The sequence below is a fragment of the Streptomyces sp. NPDC036822 genome (genome assembly GCF_055609145.1).
On record NZ_JBVJPY010000026.1, the window covers coordinates 24487 to 42619 of the forward strand.

At 72.4% G+C, this 18133-nt stretch carries 19 protein-coding genes; 10 read left to right on the forward strand and 9 right to left on the reverse strand.

Annotated elements, in window-relative coordinates:
* Positions 1-18: 18 nt before the first annotated feature.
* Complete coding sequence (locus tag ACZ68P_RS33395; RefSeq protein ID WP_471012812.1) at positions 19-561, forward strand: GNAT family N-acetyltransferase; 543 nt, start codon at positions 19-21, stop codon at positions 559-561.
* A 373-nt stretch (positions 562-934) separates the two neighbouring features.
* The gene (gene gdhA, locus ACZ68P_RS33400) at positions 935-2281 is read left to right on the forward strand and encodes an NADP-specific glutamate dehydrogenase (protein WP_471012813.1); all 1347 of its coding nucleotides are present in this window, start codon (positions 935-937) and stop codon (positions 2279-2281) included.
* Positions 2282-2356: 75 nt separating this feature from the next.
* Here the strand turns inward: gdhA and ACZ68P_RS33405 are convergent, their stop codons facing one another.
* From ACZ68P_RS33405 to ACZ68P_RS33415, 3 genes are all read right to left on the reverse strand, one after another.
* The gene (locus ACZ68P_RS33405) at positions 2357-2779 is read right to left on the reverse strand and encodes a hypothetical protein (protein WP_471012815.1); all 423 of its coding nucleotides are present in this window, start codon (positions 2777-2779) and stop codon (positions 2357-2359) included.
* 247 nt (positions 2780-3026) lie between these two features.
* Positions 3027-4145: a fatty acid desaturase family protein gene (locus ACZ68P_RS33410; RefSeq protein WP_471012816.1), complete on the reverse strand. Its 1119-nt coding sequence runs from the start codon at positions 4143-4145 to the stop codon at positions 3027-3029.
* Positions 4146-4152: 7 nt separating this feature from the next.
* Positions 4153-5208: a ferredoxin reductase gene (locus tag ACZ68P_RS33415; protein WP_471012817.1), complete on the reverse strand. Its 1056-nt coding sequence runs from the start codon at positions 5206-5208 to the stop codon at positions 4153-4155.
* Between the two features lie 86 nt (positions 5209-5294).
* Between ACZ68P_RS33415 and ACZ68P_RS33420 the strand changes: the two genes are divergently transcribed.
* The 5 genes from ACZ68P_RS33420 to ACZ68P_RS33440 all read left to right on the forward strand — a co-directional run bounded on the left by ACZ68P_RS33420 (position 5295) and on the right by ACZ68P_RS33440 (position 9989).
* On the forward strand, positions 5295-6434 hold the full coding sequence (locus tag ACZ68P_RS33420; protein WP_471012818.1) for a PucR family transcriptional regulator: 1140 nt from the start codon (positions 5295-5297) through the stop codon (positions 6432-6434).
* Positions 6435-6757: 323 nt separating this feature from the next.
* Positions 6758-7183, forward strand: coding sequence for an aspartate 1-decarboxylase (panD, locus tag ACZ68P_RS33425; RefSeq protein WP_471012819.1), 426 nt, complete (start codon positions 6758-6760; stop codon positions 7181-7183).
* 17 nt (positions 7184-7200) lie between these two features.
* Positions 7201-7545: a GNAT family N-acetyltransferase gene (locus tag ACZ68P_RS33430; protein ID WP_471012821.1), complete on the forward strand. Its 345-nt coding sequence runs from the start codon at positions 7201-7203 to the stop codon at positions 7543-7545.
* On the forward strand, positions 7542-8198 hold the full coding sequence (locus tag ACZ68P_RS33435; protein WP_471012822.1) for an aspartate/glutamate racemase family protein: 657 nt from the start codon (positions 7542-7544) through the stop codon (positions 8196-8198). Before ACZ68P_RS33430 ends, ACZ68P_RS33435 begins: the two co-directional genes overlap by 4 nt.
* 432 nt (positions 8199-8630) lie before the next feature.
* On the forward strand, positions 8631-9989 hold the full coding sequence (locus ACZ68P_RS33440) for a transglycosylase family protein (protein ID WP_471012823.1): 1359 nt from the start codon (positions 8631-8633) through the stop codon (positions 9987-9989).
* Here the strand turns inward: ACZ68P_RS33440 and ACZ68P_RS33445 are convergent.
* Positions 9870-10982, reverse strand: coding sequence for a DMT family transporter (locus ACZ68P_RS33445; RefSeq protein WP_471012824.1), 1113 nt, complete (start codon positions 10980-10982; stop codon positions 9870-9872). The genes ACZ68P_RS33440 and ACZ68P_RS33445 overlap by 120 nt on opposite strands.
* Positions 10983-11099: 117 nt before the next feature.
* A complete protein-coding gene (locus ACZ68P_RS33450; RefSeq protein WP_471012826.1) occupies positions 11100-11834 on the reverse strand; it encodes a carbonic anhydrase in 735 nt (244 codons plus the stop codon).
* A 135-nt stretch (positions 11835-11969) separates the two neighbouring features.
* Here ACZ68P_RS33450 and ACZ68P_RS33455 point away from each other — a divergent pair, with 135 nt between their 5' ends.
* The 3 genes from ACZ68P_RS33455 (at position 11970) to ACZ68P_RS33465 (ending at position 14681) form a co-directional block, all read left to right on the forward strand.
* Complete coding sequence (locus tag ACZ68P_RS33455; protein WP_471012881.1) at positions 11970-12746, forward strand: (2Fe-2S)-binding protein; 777 nt, start codon at positions 11970-11972, stop codon at positions 12744-12746.
* Positions 12747-12806: 60 nt separating this feature from the next.
* Positions 12807-14276: an SDR family NAD(P)-dependent oxidoreductase gene (locus tag ACZ68P_RS33460; RefSeq protein ID WP_471012828.1), complete on the forward strand. Its 1470-nt coding sequence runs from the start codon at positions 12807-12809 to the stop codon at positions 14274-14276.
* Between the two features lie 234 nt (positions 14277-14510).
* Complete coding sequence (locus ACZ68P_RS33465; RefSeq protein WP_471012830.1) at positions 14511-14681, forward strand: hypothetical protein; 171 nt, start codon at positions 14511-14513, stop codon at positions 14679-14681.
* Positions 14682-14767: 86 nt separating this feature from the next.
* On the opposite strand, the gene ACZ68P_RS33470 is transcribed toward ACZ68P_RS33465, so the two are convergent.
* From ACZ68P_RS33470 to ACZ68P_RS33485, 4 genes are all read right to left on the reverse strand, one after another.
* Positions 14768-16189: a lipase maturation factor family protein gene (locus ACZ68P_RS33470; protein ID WP_471012831.1), complete on the reverse strand. Its 1422-nt coding sequence runs from the start codon at positions 16187-16189 to the stop codon at positions 14768-14770.
* A 129-nt stretch (positions 16190-16318) separates the two neighbouring features.
* Positions 16319-16483 (reverse strand): hypothetical protein, encoded by a 165-nt coding sequence (locus ACZ68P_RS33475; protein ID WP_471012833.1) that lies wholly within the window; start codon positions 16481-16483, stop codon positions 16319-16321.
* Positions 16484-16558: 75 nt separating this feature from the next.
* A complete protein-coding gene (locus ACZ68P_RS33480) occupies positions 16559-17101 on the reverse strand; it encodes a DUF1990 family protein (RefSeq protein WP_471012834.1) in 543 nt (180 codons plus the stop codon).
* Positions 17098-17943, reverse strand: a complete 846-nt coding sequence (locus ACZ68P_RS33485) for a YndJ family protein (protein WP_471012836.1) — start codon at positions 17941-17943, stop codon at positions 17098-17100. Before ACZ68P_RS33485 ends, ACZ68P_RS33480 begins: the two co-directional genes overlap by 4 nt.
* Positions 17944-18133 lie beyond the last annotated feature (190 nt).

Genomic DNA, 18133 nt, shown 5'->3' on the forward strand with positions numbered 1-18133 from the left:
GTCGGATAGGAAGCTCGCATGCTGAGGGGTAACAAGGTCGGGCTCAGGGCCCGTCACGAGGACGACATCCCGGTCCTGCGGACCGAGCTCTACAACGACGTGGTCAACGCCTCGCGGGCCGAAGGCGGGCCGTGGCGGCCGATCTCGCCCGACTCGAAGGACCCGCGGCTGGTGGTGGACGACAAGGAGCAGGGAAGCGTCCCGTTCTCCGTCGTGGAGCTGGAGGGCGGCACACTCGTCGGCACCGCGACGCTGTGGGGCATCGACAACCACAACCGGTGCGCGCACATCGGTCTCGGACTGCTGCCTTCCTGCCGCGGCAAGGGCTACGGCACCGACGTCGTCGCGGTCCTGACCCACTACGGTTTCGACGTACGCGGCCTGCGGCGGCTGCAGATCGAGACGCTGGCGGACAACGCCGCGATGCTGCGCTCCGCGGAGCGCAACGGCTTCGTCCGCGAGGGCGTGCTGCGCTCCTCGGCCTGGGTGATGGGCGAGTTCATGGACGAGGTGCTGCTCGGCCTCCTGGTCGAGGACTGGAAGCGGGACTCGGCGGCTTAGCCCGCCCGCCGGCCGTCGACCCGACCCGTGTCGCCCGTTCCCGGCAGCGACAGTGGGGATCGCCGCCTCGGCCGCCGCCTTGATCCGGCCCGCGTACCCCGGGGCGCTTCCGGGCGGTGTCTCGAGGACTTCCGGCGGCGTGGCCCCGGCTCTCGGCGGGTGCCTCGGTCTTCACTCCGGACTGCACGGCGCCGGAAGGCTGGTCCGTTCGAGGCGGGACCGAGCCCGCGGCGACGCCCCCCGCGGCGCGTCCTCCGGGGGCCGGCGGAGCGCGGGACCGCCTTAGGACCCGCACAGGCTAGGGTCCGATCACGACTGGGTGCCGTCGCCCGCGGGCGACGGGACTTTCGGCGAAGGAAGGCGAGACACACCGATGAACGTCAGCGCGCACATCGAGGCCGTCTACACCGAGGTCCGCCGGCGCAACCCCGGCGAGACGGAGTTCCACCAGGCGGCGGCCGAGGTGCTGGACTCCCTCGCGCCCGCGCTGGAGCGGCATCCCGAGTTCGCCGAGACCGGGATCGTGGAACGGCTGGTCGAGCCCGAGCGGCAGCTGATGTTCCGGGTCCCGTGGGTCGACGACCAGGGTGCCGTGCGGGTGAACCGAGGCTTCCGGGTGGAGTTCAACAGCGCGCTCGGCCCGTACAAGGGTGGCTTGCGGTTCCATCCGAGCGTCAACCTCGGCATCGTGAAGTTCCTCGGCTTCGAGCAGATCTTCAAGAACGCGCTGACCGGGATGGCGATCGGTGGCGGCAAGGGCGGCGCCGACTTCGACCCCAAGGGCCGCTCGGACGGCGAGATCATGCGGTTCTGCCAGTCCTTCATGACCGAACTCCACCGCCACCTGGGCGAGCACACCGATGTGCCGGCGGGCGACATCGGCGTCGGCGCGCGGGAGATCGGCTTCCTCTTCGGCCAGTACAAGCGGATCACGAACCGTTACGAGTCCGGTGTCCTCACCGGCAAGCCGGTGGGCTGGGGCGGCTCCCACGTCCGCACCGAGGCCACGGGCTACGGCGCGGTGTACTTCGCCCAGGAGATGCTCGCCACCCGGGGGACGGGCCTCGACGGGCGCCGCGTGGTGGTCTCCGGTTCCGGGAACGTGGCCGTGTACGCGGCGGAGAAGGCGCACGCCCTGGGCGGCCGCGTGGTGGCGTGCAGCGACTCCTCCGGGTACGTCGTCGACGAGGACGGCATCGACCTGGAGCTGCTCAAGGACGTCAAGGAGGTGCGGCGCGAACGGATCTCCGCCTACGCCGAGGCGAAGCCGACGGCGCGCTTCTCGGCCCGTGGCACCGTGTTCGACGTCCCGTGCGACATCGCCCTGCCGTGCGCGACCCAGAACGAGGTGCGCCGCGAGGACGCCGTCGCCCTGGTCAAGAACGGCGTCCTGGCCGTCGCCGAGGGCGCCAACATGCCCTGCACCCCCGAGGCGGTGAGGGTGCTCAGGGAGGCCGGAGTCCTCTTCGGCCCCGGAAAGGCCGCCAACGCGGGCGGTGTCGCCACCTCGGCGCTGGAGATGCAGCAGAACGCGTCCCGCGACAGCTGGTCCTTCGAGGAGACCGAGTCCCGGCTCGCCACGGTGATGCGCGGCGTCCACGCCGACTGCCGTGACACCGCAGAGACCTACGGCGGCAACCCCGAGGACTACGCACTCGGCGCCAACGTGGCCGGCTTCCTGCGGGTGGCGCGGGCCATGACGGCCCAGGGCGTCATCTGAGACCACCGCACGCGGTCCGTCGGCGTCCGCCCCGCCCCGCCCCGCCGAGAGTCCGGTCACGGTGGGTCGGCGCACTCACCGCACGAAGTTCGTGACTGTGCCGTGGTTGTCGGGAGAGGTCAGGCCCCAGAGGATCAGCCCCACGATGATGGCCAGCAGGATCAGCCCCGGCACGTTGTCGGGCCCCCAACTGCCGGGATCCCGAACCGGTGGACCGGGTGTGGCGTCGTCACGCGCGGCGTCGGAGTCGGCGCGCTGCCAGGGCGCGACCTCGGCCTCACCCCGGGCGATCCGCGCGGCCACGTGGCGCACGTCGGCCGCGTGGAACGTCGGCTCGCGGGTCAGGTCCGGGGAAGGCGCACCCGAGGTCCGTACGCTGTTGGCCCGCGCGACGGCCCTGATGCTGCTCGGCCTGATCTGAGGCCAGAGGTCCCGGACTTCGGCCTTCGTCAGCCAGCCTTCCCCGTCCTCAAGGTCCTGCTCGTCCGCTGCCCCCATGCGAAGTCCGCCCCCCCGCTCGCCGATCACCCCTGGTCTGATACCCAGACCGCCGGAAGACCAAAGGCGCGGGAGGGCCCGGCCTGCTGGACGAACAACGGGTCGTACCCGGACTCGACCAGGTGCGCCACACACGAGTGCCGCGGGCAGTGCAGCGGCCGGGCGACGCGAGGGGCGCACATTTCGGGGCCCGTCTCCCCACAGGCGTGGGGGAGTGGTGTGCAGTGCACGGTCCTGACGCCGGGAGTCAGGCCGCGACGAGCTCCTGCTCGCGGTCCGGCGTTGCGACCTTGGGCTTCTTGTTCGGCAGCGAGAGCCGGAAGACCTTGTGCCACGCGGAGAACACCTGCTTGGGCAGCGGGCCGGTGACGTACTCCAGCTCGTATTTCTCGAACAGCGCGCGCACCTTCACCGCGACCTCGGCGTACCGGTTGCTCGGCAGGTCCGGGAACAGGTGGTGCTCGATCTGGTGCGACAGGTTGCCGGTCATGAAGTGCATGGCCTTGCTGCCGCTGATGTTCGCCGAGCCCATCATCTGGCGCAGGTACCACTGGCCGCGCGTCTCGCCCTTGATCGACCGGCGCTCGAAGACCTGTACGCCCTCGGGGAAGTGCCCGCACATGATCACCGAGTGGGTCCAGACGTTGCGGACCAGGTTGGCGGTGAACGTGGCGGCGAGGGTGGTGAGGAACGACGGGCCCGACAGCAGGGGGTGGATGACGTAGTCCTTGAGGACCTGCTTGCGGATCTTGCGGCCCACGGCCTTGGCCCGCGCGCGGAACTCCGGGTTCTTGCGGCGGCGCTTGTGCAGGTTCTTGCCCAGCTCCAGGTCGTACGCGGCGATGCCGTACTCGAAGAAGCAGGCGTTGATGAAGTTCCACAGCGGCTGGCCGAGGTGGAACGGGTGCCACTTCTGGTCCTCGTCGACGCGCATGATGCCGTAGCCGAGGTCGTTGTCCTTGCCGAGCACGTTGGTGTACGTGTGGTGCAGCTCGTTGTGCGAGTGCTTCCACTGGTCGGCCGGCGAGACGTGATCCCAATCCCAGGTGGAGGAGTGGATCTTCGGGTCTCGCATCCAGTCCCACTGGCCGTGCAGGATGTTGTGACCGATCTCCATGTTGTCCATGATCTTCGCCACGGACAGCCCGGCGGTGCCGAGCAGCCACGCGGGCGGGAAGAACGAGAACAGCAGCACGCCCCTGCTGGCCAGCTCGAGCTTGCGCTGCGCCGAGATGACCTTGCGGATGTAGGCGGCGTCCTTCTCGCCGCGGTCGGCGATCACCTCGTCGCGGATCGCGTCCAGCTCGCGGCCGAGCTCCTCGATCTGCTCCGCGGTCAGGTGGGCGGTGGGGTCGATAGCGGTCAAGGTCTTCCTATCGTTCGATGTCGCAGGGGCCCGCGGCGGCGGACACGCAGGTCTGGATGAGGACGCCCGGCTCGGCCTCGGTGATCTCGCCGGTGCGCAGGTCACGGACGGCGCCCGCCTTGAGCGGCGTGATGCAGCCGAAGCAGATGCCCATGCGGCACCCGGAGGGCATGAGCACGCCGGCCTCCTCGCCGATGTCCAGCAACGGCGTGGCGCCGTCCGCTTCGACCGTCTTGCCCGTGACGCTGAACGTAACCTCGCCGCCGTCGCCGGCGACGACGATGCTGGGGCGGAAGCGTTCGGTGTGCAGGCGCTCTGGTACGCCGTTCTCGGTCCAGTGCTCTTCGGCGGCGTCCAGCAGGCCCGCGGGCCCGCAGGCCCAGGTCTCGCGCTCGGCCCAGTCGGGCACGAGTGCGTCGAGACGGGCGATGTCGAGCACGCCGTCTGTATCGGTGTGTACCTCGGTGAGCCGCAGCTTCTTGTTCGCGACCAGGCTGTGCAGTTCGTCGCGGAAGATCACGTCTCGCGGCTGTGGCGCGCAGTGGACCATGACGACGTCGTCGAGCTCGGTGTCGCGCAGCATGCCCATCACGGGCGTGATGCCGCTGCCGGCCGTCAGGTAGAGCACCTTGGCGGGCTTGGCCTGCGGCAGCACGAAGTCACCGGTCGGCTGGTCGAGCTGGATCAGCGTGCCCGGTTTCGCCCTGCGGACCAGGTGGTTGCTGACCTTGCCGTCCGGGATCGCCTTCACGGTGATCGTGACGCGGCCGTCCCGGCGGTTCGTCGGCGAGGTGAGGGAGTAGGCACGCCACAGGCGGACCCCGTCGACGTCGACCCCGATCCGCATGTACTGACCGGCTCTGTGGCCGCGCCAGCCCCGTCCCGGCCTGATCACGATGGTCGCGGCGTCATCCGTCTCGGGGTGCACGGCCTCGATGCGCCCACGCAGGTCAGCGCCCGTACGCAACGGGCTGATGAGATCGAGGTAGTCCGACGGCAGCAGCGGCGTCGTGACCATCTCCAGCAGTTTCCACGCCCTGCTGCGAAGGGCTGCACTCGTCATGACTTCAGCTTGCTGCGCCTCAGGGCGTAAAGTCCTGACCGCAAGATGTGAATCTGGTCGGCTGAATTGTTCGCAGGGAACAAAACGTGAGCCATGCACTTCGGAGGGCCAGCGAACTGGCCCTGGACGAGACGACGGTCACCGCACTTCGGGCCGAGCTGAGGACCACCGCCGACGAGGTCGTCCAGGCGATCATCGACGAGGTCCCTCCCTACGCCAACGCCCTCTCGGGCCGCATGGGCGGCACCATCCGCCGAGCCGTCCGCACCGCCCTGGGGCACTACCTGGACCTCGCGAGCGGGAACGCCACGGGCGGCGACGCCGGTGACGCGGCCTACGAGCTGGGCCGCGGCGAGGTGCGCTCCGGCCGTTCGATGGACGCCCTGCTCGGCGCGTACCGCGTCGGCGCCCGCGTGGCCTGGCGATGCCTGGCAGCGGGTGCCGTACCCGCGGGCCTGCCCGCCGCCGAGGTCGCCAAGTTCGCCGAGCTGACCTTCGCCTACATCGACGAGCTCTCCGCCGCGAGCGCCGCGGGCCACGCCGACGAACTGGCCGCCCGGGGCAGGGCCCACGAGCGCCACCTGGAACACCTGGCCCGCGACCTCCTCGCCGGCGCGAGCCCGGACGTGCTGCTGGCCTCTGCGCAACGGGCCGGGTGGCAGCCCCCGGTATCGCTGACCGCGGTCCTGCTGCCCGCCGCCCAGGCCCGGCCCGCCTACCGGGCGCTCGACCCGAGCACCCTCGTCCTCGACGATCTGCCGGACGCCACCGGTGTGCTGCTCGTCCCCGATGCCGACCGGTCCCATCTCTTGCGGCAGCTCACCGACCGCACCGCCGTGGTGGGCCCGGCCCGGCCATGGACTCGCGCGTCCGCCTCGTACGCACGAGCCGTACGCGCGCGCTCCCTCTCCTCCGATATCCGCGACACCGAGGACCACCTGCCCGAGCTGGTGCTGAGCGCCGACATGGACGCGTTCGCGGACCTGCGTACCCGAGCCCTCGCACCGCTGCGGACCTTGCCTGTCGCGACCGCACGGCGACTGGAGGAGACGCTGCGAGCGTGGCTGCTGCACCAGGGCAGGCGGGACGAGGTGGCGGCGGCGTTGTTCGTCCATCCCCAGACGGTCCGGTACCGGATGTCGCAGCTGCGGGAGCTGTTTCCGGATCTCGCATCGCCACAACGGGTCCTTGAACTGACGCTGGCGGTCGGTCCGCGGGTCCGCTGACGCGTACGGCCTCGTTCTCGGTGCCATCAGCCGGCCCACGCGGCCGCGATCGGGGGCCGTCGTCGATCCGTCGGAGTGACGGTGATCACGGGGGCTCGTGGGCGAGAGCTGCGTACGCTTGTGAAGTCGTCGTGGTCGGTCCTGAGGGGCGGGTGAAGCCCCCTCGGCCTGCCTGATGGCACGTCAGCAAAGTCGATGAGTGGTCGGCACGAGTCCCGGAAAACCTGGGACACGTGCCCGGGATCACGACTCGTTGTAGGGTGAGGAAACAGCCCTTGACCTGCAAAAACGCAGGCAGGGAGCCTATGTCCAGGAGTACCTCGATGATGCGTACAATGTTCAAGTCCAAGATCCACCGGGCCACCGTGACCCAGGCCGACCTCCACTACGTCGGCTCCGTCACCGTCGACGCCGAGCTCATGGAGGCGGCCGATCTGCTGCCCGGCGAACTGGTCCACATCGTCGACATCGACAACGGCGCCCGGCTGGAGACGTACGTCATCGAAGGCGAGCGCGGATCCGGCGTCATTGGGATCAACGGCGCCGCCGCCCATCTCGTCCACCCCGGTGACCTGGTGATCCTCATCAGCTACGCGCAGGTCGAGGACGCCGAGGCGCGGAGTCTCGTGCCCCGGGTCGTGCACGTGGACGCGGACAACCGGATCGTGGAGCTCGGTGCCGACGCGTCCGCGCCGGTGCCGGGCAGTGACACCCGGCGCAGCCCGCAGGCCGTCGCCGCGCACGCCTGACGAGGGAGACGTTCCGCATGGCGGTTCCGCAGATCAGCGACGACCGGGAGAAGGGGCGCCTGGAGGCGTTCGAGGGTGACACCTACGTCGGTGGCATCGTCTACTTCGTCCTGGACGCCCCGTCGCACGCCCTCGTCGCCGTGCACACGGTCGTCGAGGAGGGGCACGAGGGCAAGGGCATCGCCGGGGTGCTCGTCCGCGAGTTCTACGCGACCGCGGCGCGCGAGGGTGTTCCCGTCGTGCCCCTGTGTCCGTACGCCGCCTCCTGGGCGCAGGCGCATCCCGAGGAGGCGCCCGAGGCTCCCGCCGAGGTGGTCCGGGCGGCGAAGAACCGGCTGAAGGCGACGCCGGAACTCTGGTGACCCTGGCCCTGCTGCACACCTCGGCCGCCCACGTCCCCGTCTTCGACGGCCTGCGGGACCGGGACCATCCCGGGCTCGTGCTGCGCCACCTCGTCGCCGAGGAGCTGCTGGCGCGGGCCAGGGTCGAGGGGCCGCGGGCGGTCGCCGGCGCCGTCCACGACCTCCTGGCGCGGGCCGTCGCCGACGGCGCGACGGTCCTGCTCTGCACCTGCTCGACCCTCGGGGCCGTCGCCGAGCGCGAGGCGGCCTCCCTGGGGGTGCCGGTACTGAGGGTGGACCGGCCGATGGCGGCCGCGGCCGTCCGCCACGCGAGGATCGTGGTCGTCGCGACCGTGGCGTCCACCGTCGGGCCGACGCTCGACCTGCTGCGCGAGGAGGCCCGCGACCGGACCCCGGCCGTGACCACCCTGCTGGTCGAGGAGGCGTGGGAGCGCTTCGAGGCGGGTGACCGTGACGGCTACCTCGACGCGGTGGCCGCCGCCGTGGACCGGATCGACCCGGCCGACGACGTCGCCGTCGTGCTGGCCCAGGCGTCCATGGCGGACGCCGCCGACCGCACGCGCACCTCGCTGCGGGTGCTCTCCAGCCCCGCCACCGGCCTGAGGGCCGCCTTGTCGATCGTGCCGGGGGCGCGGCGGCCTGATCCGGCCTGATCGACGAGGCACCCCCTCGCCGGCGCCGTGGCGGCGGGCGGCCGCCCGAAGGAATGGATCCGGCGGGCGCGGGCACGCGCACCGGGAGAACCTGGTGCAGAACGGCCGAGTCGACCGAGAGGCCCGTCATGACCCACCCGTACCCCGATCCGGTGCCCCCCTCGCCGGTCCCGCCTCCGGGCCCGGTTCCGCCGCCCACGCCCGGCCCGGCCCCTGAGCCGACGCCGGTCCCGCCGCCGAACCCGGTGCCCGAACCGCCGCAGCCCACGCCCGTACCCGAACCGGAGCCGCAGCCCCAGCCGGGCCCCGCGGGCCCCTGAGCGGCAGCCGACGCGAGGAAGTCGGGCCCCGCACGGATTGCGTGCGGGGCCTTGTCACGGTCTGTGGATTGCCCGTAACTTGGACGGCTGCTGATGCGCCCAAGGGGGGACCATGGCCTTACGCGGACGACACCGCAGACCGCAGCAGAGCCGGATCAACCGGGCCTCGCTCACGGTCACCGCGAGCGGCGCCGGGATCGCGCTGCCGCTGATCGGCGCCGGCTCGGCCCAAGCCGCCTCCCTCGACGTGTGGGAGAAGGTCGCGGCCTGCGAGTCCTCCTCCAACTGGGCCATCAACACCGGCAACGGCTACTTCGGCGGCCTGCAGTTCAGCCAGTCGACCTGGGAGCGGTACGGCGGCACGCACTACGCCCCGCGCGCCGACCTGGCTTCGAAGGACCAGCAGATCCTCGTCGCGGAGAAGGTGCTCAAGGGGCAGGGCCCGGGAGCCTGGCCGACGTGCTCCTCCCGGGCCGGACTGGCCCGTGGCGGTGACGCGCCGGACGTCCGGCCGGTGTCCCTGCCCGGGCAGCGCGGATCCGGCGAGCAGGGGACGGTGCGCCGGTCCCCGGCACCCCCGGCGCAGCAGCCGACGGGCGTGAAGCCCCCGGCCGCCACCCCGAAGCCGCCCGCCACAACCACCCCGACCAGCGTGCCGACGGTCCGCGAGATGTACACGGTCGCCCCGGGCGACTCGCTCTCGCGGATCGCCCGCGAGGAGCGGGTGCGGGGCGGCTGGCAGGGCCTGTACGAGGAGAACCGCGCCGTCGTCGGCGGCGACCCGGACCTGATCCACCCGGGACAGCGGCTCACCCTGCGTATCTCCGCGCCGCCCAGGACCCCGCCCGCCGGCGCGCCGACGACCAAGGCACCGTCGGCCAAGCCGCCCACCGTGACGCCCCCGAGCAAGGCGCCCGCGACCAAGGCGCCGACCGCACGGACGCAGCCGGTCACCCGGCCCGCGGCCCGGCCGCCGGCGAAGGCCGTGGCCAAACCCGTCACGAAGCCGGTGAGCAGGCCGGCCACCAAGCCCGCCACGAAGCCGGCGCCCGCGCCCCGGGCCGACGACCGCTACAGCGCCCCGGTCTCCGGTTCCCTCGGCACGCGCTACCGCAAGGCCGGCTCCTCCTGGTCCAGCGGCTACCACACCGGGGTGGACTTCCCGGTCCCCACCGGGACCTCCGTCAAGGCGGTGGCCGACGGCAAGGTCGTCTCGGCGGGGTGGGGCGGCGCGTACGGCTACGAGATCGTCATCCGCCACGACGACGGCCGCTACAGCCAGTACGCCCACCTGTCCGCGCTCCACGTCCGGGAGGGGCAGCGGGTCGGCGGCGGCCAGCGCATCGCCCGGTCAGGGTCGACCGGCAACAGCTCGGGACCGCATCTCCACTTCGAAGTGCGGACGGGGCCCGGGTACGGCTCCGACATCGACCCCCTGGCGTACCTCCGGGGCCGCGGCGTCTCGATCTGACGAGCGGTTCCCGTCCGCGCCCCCGGCGTCCCGACCCGTTCCGCGAGCCTGCGGTCCGGTCGTTCGGATCGCGCCGGGCCGCTCCGGACGGGAGGCGCTACCCGCCCCTGTGCCCGGGTCCGACACCGGATCCGGGCACGGGTCTGACACCGCGCGCGAGTCCTCCGCCGTCGTCAGGCGGTCCGTGGTGAGCTGGACGAGGCCGGCCGCCGTCACGGCGCCGCAGATCAGCGCGGCCACGGTGCCGGCCGCGCCGTAGCGGAACGTTTCGCCGAACAGCGTCAGGCCCACGGCCGCCGCGACCACCGGGTTGACCACCGTGACCGTGGCCAGCGGCGCCGCGAGGCCCGCGCCCCGGTAGGAGGCCTGCGAGAGCAGCAGTCCGGTGACCGCGAGCGCCGAGAGGACCAGAAGGCTCGGCCACTGGGCGAGCGGCGCGCTCGCCGTCCACTCCACCGCGACCGTCTTCGTGAACACCGAGGCGATCCCGAACGAGACGCCCGCGGCGGCGGCCAGGATCACGCTGCGCAGCACGGAGCGGCCCACCACCCGCGCGGCGGCGAACAGGGCGACGATCACGCCCAGCGTCCCGGCGGCGAGGAGCCATCGCTCGTTCCCGTCCAGGGACCGGGCCCCGGCGCTGCCGGTCAGGCTGAGCAGGCCGGCCAGGCCGGCCGTGGCCATCACCGCCCCCCGCCAGGCCGTGCGGCCGGCCCGGCGGCCGACGAAGAGCGCCGCCATCGGGAGCGCGAAGACGATCGTGAGCGCGCCGAGGGGCTGCACCAGGCTGAGCGGACCGTAGGCGAGCGCGGCCACGTGGAGCGCCGCCCCCAGGCCGTTGAGCAGCACCGACCCCCACCAGGCCGGGTTGCGCAGCGGGGCGTACGCGTGACCGCCGACGGTCGCCGCCACGCGCTCCTGCACGATCGCCGCGGCCGCGTAGGCGATCGCCGAGACCAGTGACAGGAGCACGGACAGCAGGAGGGGGTTCATACCTCCAACGATCTCTCCTTTCGGTGTTCACGTCGTCGTACCTGGGAACCCCATCCGACGTACTGCCGTCGCAGTACGGGGCCGTCGCGTACACCTTGAGATGTACGCCGCCGCAGGTCAGGAGGGGTGGAAAGCGACCTTTCCGGTATCCAGGTCGAAGCGGGCGCCGACGATCAGGGCCGCGTCGAACGCCTCATCCCGAGCCAGTCGACGCCGTATCCGGTCCACATTGGCCCGCACCGTGTTCTCCACCCAGTCGCCCGGCAGTCCGCGCGTCTCGCGCGCGGCCGGGGCGATCTCCTCGACGATCCGGGCGAGGTGGCCCTCGGCGGGCTTTCCGGTGCGGACGTACTCCACCGCCGCCGTCGCGGCCCCGCAACGCTCGTGACCGAGCACGACCACCAGGGGAACGCCCAGCTCGGCGACGCCGAACTGGATCGAGCCGAGCACCGCCTCGTCGAGTGCCTGTCCGGCCGACCGTATCGCCAGCAGGTCGCCGAGCCCCTGGTCGAAGACCAGCTCGGGCGGCACCCGCGAGTCGACGCAGCCGAGTATCAGGGCGAAGGGGTGCTGGGAGACGGCGACGGCCGCGCGCCGGGTGGCGTCCTCGTGCGGGTGGATCTGCCGCAGGGCCGCGAACCGGGCGTTCCCGGACCGGAGTTCGGCCAGCGCCCGGGCCGCGGCCGGCGGCTTTCCGGTGCGTGGGCGGGTCGACGGCGCGGTGGCGGCCCGGGCCGCGGGAACGCCCGCGGCGACGGCGGCGGCCGTGAGGGTCAGCACCGCCCGCCGCCGGGGCACGGGCGTCCGTGCGGCCGGGGAGGGGGAGGGTGACGAGGAAGGGGAAGTGGTCATGCGCCCGAGCGTTACGGTGATCAACGGGCACCGGGACCGGCTTGGTCCGGTCATGACCCGATCATGACCGGGTGTGACCCAGTTTTGACCGCACCCATGCCGAGCGCGGGGGCGGAACGAGGAGGGGGAGTGACGGTGGATCTCGTCGAGAGCGCGTCGGTGGGCGGCTTCTTCGCGCTGCGGACGACCGCGCCGGGCGGGGGCACCGCCCCCCAGGCCGCCGGCACCGCCCCACCGACCGCCCGCACCGTCCCACCGACCGCCGGCACCGCACCCCGGCCACTGGCCCGCCTGTACGCGGGACACACCGGCCCCCTGACCACCCGCGTGGACACCGTCGCCGCCCGCATCCGCACGCCTGAGCGACGGGTGGCCGCCTCACTCGCCCACCTCGGGCTCGCGGCCCGCCTGTGGTCGGTCGCCCTCGGTCCCGCGGCGCTCCACGGCCGGTTCCCCGACCTCGACCCCGGACACGTGCACTGGGACGGGACGGCCACCTCGCCCGACGACCTGTGGTGGACGGGCACGGCCACGCGTCCCGGCACGGTGGAGGAGCTGCGCGAGGCCGTCCTGGAAGCCCATCTCGTCCCCCTGGCCCACGCCTTCCGGACGGACGGCCGGATCTCACCGCGGCTGCTGTGGGGCAACGCCGGCTCGGCCCTGGCCGGCGCCCTGCGCGAACTGGTCCGGTGGGCCCGCGCGCAGGGCCGCCCGGACGTCGGCGAACGGGCCGCGGCCCTCGTCTCCGGGCTCTTCGCCCACCCGGACCTCGCCCGCACCGTCCGGGGCCCGGCCCTGCGCCGGACCACCTGCTGCCTCTACTACCGCTCGCCCCAGGGCGGTCTCTGCGGCGACTGTGTGTTCGAACACCCTCCCGCCACAGGTTTGGAGACACGGCCTCCGGCTCCGTAAAGTTCCTCTTTTGAGAGATGGCGCGCGCGAGCGTACGAGCGATCGAGGAACGGCGAAGGCATGACGGTGACTGAAGAGACCCAGGAGTACGGGCCGGGCATCGACCCCGAGCGCCTGGCCGTCTGCCTGAGCGTCCTCGACGAGCTCGACAAGCTCGACGTGGACCACCCCGACGCGGTCGCCGTGCGCCGCGCCACCGCCGGGATCTACCGGACCGTCAAGCAGCGCCGCCGTCAGGAGCGCCGGGCCGCCAAGACCGCGCACGACAAGGCGGTCACCGAGTCCACCGCCACCGGCTCCGCCCAGCGGATCGACGACGAGACCGAGGGCATCCTCCCCTCGTCCGTCACCGAGGCCGGACAGATCGCCGGGATACTCCAGCGCCCCCGCTCCTGCTACATCTGCAAGACGCGGTACACCGAGGTGGACTACTTCTACCACCAGCTCTGCCAGCCCTGCGCGGCCGAGAACCGGGCGCGGCGGGACGCCCGCGCCGACCTGACCGGCAAGCGCGCCCTGCTCACCGGCGGCCGCGCCAAGATCGGCATGTACATCGCGCTGCGGCTGCTGCGCGACGGCGCCCACACCACCATCACCACACGCTTCCCCAACGACGCCATCCGCCGCTTCAAGGCGATGCCGGACAGCGACGAGTGGATCGGCCGCCTCAAGGTCGTCGGCATCGACCTGCGCGACCCCGCCCAGGTCGTGGCGCTCGCCGACTCCGTCGCCGCCGAGGGCCCGCTCGACATCCTCATCAACAACGCCGCCCAGACCGTGCGCCGCTCCCCGGGCGCGTACAGCGAGCTGGTCGCCGCCGAGTCCGCGCCGCTGCCGGCCGGCGAGCTGCCGCCCGCCCAGATCATCGGCACCTTCGGCTCCGGAGCCGTCGACACCATTCCGGCCCTGCCCTCGGCCCGACGCGGCGACGCGCTGACCGCGCAGGACGTGACCGAGCTGGCCCTCGTCGGCGGCTCGGCCTCCCTGGAGCGGATCGCGGCCGGTACCGCGATCGACGCCGGCGGTCTGGTCCCCGACCTGCACGACACCAACAGCTGGATCCAGACCGTCTCCGAGGTCGACCCGGTCGAGCTGCTCGAAGTGCAGCTGTGCAACTCCACCGCGCCCTTCATCCTGATCAGCCGGCTCCGCCCGGCGATGGCGGCCTCCGCCGCGAAGCGGACGTACGTCGTCAACGTCTCCGCGATGGAGGGCGTCTTCAGCCGCGGCTACAAGGGGGCGGGTCACCCGCACACCAACATGGCCAAGGCCGCCCTCAACATGCTGACGCGCACCAGCGCCCAGGAGATGTTCGAGTCCGACGGCATCCTCATGACGGCCGTCGACACCGGCTGGATCACCGACGAGCGCCCGCATCCGGACAAGATCCGGCTTGCCGAGGAGGGCTTCCACGCCCCCCTCGACCTGATCGACGGCGCGGCCCGTGTCTACGACCCGATCGTGCGCGGCGAGGCGGGCGAGGACCTGTACGGCTGCTTCCTGAAGGACTACGCGCCCGCCAACTGGTAGATCGCTCACCCGTATGGCATTCACCCGATCGCGTCACACTTTTGAGCCCCATAGAGCGCGAGCGCGCTCATTTGGTTAGTCTGATGTCGACGGTCGGCCACCAGGGTTTCACCAAACCCTCACGGCCGGCCCGGGGACTGGCCTGCCACCAAGGCCGCGGTCCCGCCCGAGAACGGCGCCACCGCGACCGACCGGCCAAGCCCTCATTGGTAACGCGACACAAGGGAGTGCGCGGTGACACCAGAACTGACGAAGCAGGACCAGCGACCGGCCGAAAGTCCGGAGCGGCCACGGCGGTCCGGAGAGCTGGGCAGCCTGGAGGTGTGGGCCCGCTCGGCCCCCATCCGGCTCGCCGGCTACGAGGACGACCTCGCGGAGCCGCACATCCTGCCCGGTATCGACTGAGTCGCGATCATCGCTTCGCCCTGTGCCCCCGTCCGGATCCCGGCCGGGGGCACAGGCGTGTCCGGCGGGGCCCGGCCCGCTCGCCCTCACCGGGCGCGCGTCTCCCGCAGCCGGATCGGCGGCGCGTACTCCCGTACGAGCGTCCGGTGCCACCACGCGCCGGTCTCCCGCAGTTCCCGCCAGGTCGTGTACCGGTAGCGGTAGAGCCGTGCCCGGACGTGGACCGGCGGCCGGTCGGGGAAGGGGTTGTGGCGCAACAGCCGCAGGGTGTCCCGGTCGCCTTCGAGCAGCCGCTCGAGGAAGGGCCCGAACCAGTCGCGCGCATAGCCGGGGGAGAGCGCCGCGAAACACATCAGCCAGTCGAGCCGCAGATGGTACGGGGCGAACTGGCGGGGCATCCGCCGCGGGTCGCCCGGTTTGCCCTTGAAGCCGTACTCCCGCCAGACGGTGCCCGGGTGCGGCGCCGGGTCGTCCGTCCCCTCGATCACGATCTCGTCCCGCACGCGGCCGATCGAGCCGAAGGCGCCGTACGTGTTGACCAGGTGGAACGGGTCGTACGAGCGGTTCATCGCCTGGCGCTTGGAGAGGAGATTGCGGGCCGGGCGGTAGCTGAGGGCGAGGAGCAGCGCCGTCGCGGCCACGACCACGACGACGTACCAGAGCGGCGGATCGGGCCGCGGGTGGTCACCGACCAGCGACGAGCCGTCCACGGCGGAGAGCGCGAGGACGATCGTGATCCAGTTCAGCCAGGCGAAGTTGCCGGAGAGCACCAGCCACAGCTGGGTGACGACCATGAGACCGGCCGCGACCGTCGCCACCGGCTGGGGAGCGAAGAGCAGCACCGGGACGACCAGTTGGACGACGTGGTTGGCGGCCACCTCGGCGCGGTGCAGGGGCCGCGGCAGACGGTGGAAGAACCAGCTGAGCGGCCCCGGCATCGGCTGCGTCTCGTGGTGGTAGTACAGGCAGGTCAGGTCGCGCCAGCAGCGGTCGCCGCGCAGCTTGATCAGTCCCGCCCCGAACTCCACGCGGAAGAGCAGCCAGCGCAGCAGGAACAGCACCAGGACCGGTGGAGCGGTGTCGTCGTTGCCGAGGAAGACGGCGAGGAACCCGGTCTCCAGGAGCAGCGACTCCCAGCCGAAGCCGTACCAGGTCTGGCCGACATTGACGATGGAGAGGTACAGGGCCCACAGCACCGCCCAGAGCAGCATCGAGGCCGGGAGCGGAACGGCGTCTCCCGCGCCCGCCACCAGAGCGAGCGCCAGTCCCGCGCCCGTCCAGGCGACCAGGGCGAACAGACGGTCGGAGTAGCGCCAGTGGAAGAGGCTGGGGGCCCTGCGGGGATCCACCCGGCGGACGTACTCCGGTACGGGGGTCATCCCCCGCTCGCCGATCAGGGCCCGGAACTGCAGGGCGGCCGAGAGGAACGCCACGAGGTAGAGCCCGGCGAGCCCGCGCTGGAACACGATCCGGCTCAGCCAGTAGTCGGGTGCGGTGAACCACTCCATCCCCTCCAGTATCGGCCCCGAAGGGCCGGGGCTCACCCCGTCCCGTCACCGGAGCCGCGCGACGCCCCCGACCCACCCCGGCCGTCGCGGACCCGCCACCGCCCCACCGGCCCCGCGCGGGCCGGTGGGTCAGCCCTTCCCCTCGTCGTCCGCGGTGCGCTCGCCCTCCGCCTGGGACGGCGTGGTGCGCATGGTCTGCGGATGCCGCTGCGTCCGCTCCTGGGCGTCCATGTCCTCGTCGAGCCGCTCGCCCTCGGCCTGCGAGGGACTCGTGTATTCGTCGTACTGACTCATCGCCGGCTCCTCGGATGGGGAGGACCTACCTCTGCATACGCCTACAGAAGGAGCGTAACGCCCGGTGTGTCCCCTTCACCCCTCGACAAGGCGCCGCAGGGTGCGCCCGAGGTGGCGGGCGTAGGCGTGCTGGAGGACGGGGACGAGCGGGCCCGCGAGGCGGGTGTACCAGGTGGCGGGGCGGCTGAACGCGGTGACCGTGAACCGGACCGAGCCGTCGGCGTGCAGGTCCACGACGAAGGACTCCTCCCCGCGCTCGGGGTGCCGGCCGCGGGTGCCGTACGCGAAGCCGCCGCGGTCCTTCTCGTACGCCGTCCACACCACCTCGCAGGGCGCGGCGAGGCGGAGGGGGCCGACGCCGACGGATACCTCGACGAGGGTGCCCGGCTCGGCGCGGACGGCCTCGCTGCGGACCCGGGCGCCCGAGGAGCGGTGCATCCGCCAGGTGGTGACGGCCGCGGCGGCGGTCTCGAAGTCCTCGCGGCCGTGCCCGATCCGGGTCGTGTGGTGCAGGTGGTGATAGCCGGCGGGCAGGGAGCCCGACGCGGTGGCGCCGACCTCGGGGTAGTTCAGGCCGCCGGGGGAGGGGGTGGCGAAGCTGCGGATCAGACGGGTCATGACGCGGTCTCCGATCGGGGCGGGAGGGTGCGCAGCCGGCGCCAGGCGAGCACCGAGCACAGCGCGAAGCCGAGGGCGTTGGCGAGGCCGTGCGTGGCGGCCATCCAGGTGAGGCTGGGATGGGGCAGTCCGGTGGCCTCGCCGAGTGCCCAGCTCAGGGCGAGCAGCATGGTGGCGACGAGGACGGCCGCCGAGGTGGCCAGGAGTGTGCGGGTGGCCGGGTCGGTCACACCGGTCCGGACGTCCCGCCAGGTCAGCAGGGCGACCGCCCACATCCCCGCGGTGAGGACGACCGCTCCGGCCAGCTCGGCCCAGTCGTCCACGAAGTAGCCGAGCAGGACGAGCAGGGTGCCGAGCGGGACGCTGAGCGCCGCGAACCGTGCGGTGGGCCCCGGGGAGGCGCGGCAGACCAGGCCGGCGACGAGGGCGGCGGCGAAGCCCGCGAAGTGGAAGTGGGGGACCGTGAGGGCGAGGATCTCGAGGTCGAAGCCGAAGAGCTCGTGGCCGGCGCGTTCGGCGACGAGGGCCAGTCCGGCGACCGAGGGGGCCGCCAGGGCGGTGAGCACGGCGATCTCGGCGGGGGCGAGGGAGCCGGTCGCGGCGAGCCGGAGCGGTGCGTGCAGCGCCAGTGCCAGCGTGGCCAGGGCGTAGAGGGCGGCGAGAGCGGTGGCGGTGGGGCCGCGGGGGAGCCAGAGGGCGACGGCGCCGGGCAGGGCGAGCAGCGGCCAGAACCGGGCCAGCCCGCGCAGTCCGGCGGGCTGGGGGCCGTCGATCAGGCGAAGTCCCGCCGGTACGACGACCAGCATGCCCAGCATCACGATCAGCCCGACCAGTACGGACATGCGGCCACCCCCTCTTGAACGTGTTCAAGTGCTGCTGTCGAGCGTAGACCTTCTCTTGAACGTGTTCAAGTGGTTGGGCCGGGTGCGTCCCCGGCGCCGACGGGGCCATCGAATGGCCGTCCTCCGATGGCGGGAGCGGGTGGGATGAGACAGACATGGGGGAATGCCCCGGGTGCGCCGAACGCCCTCG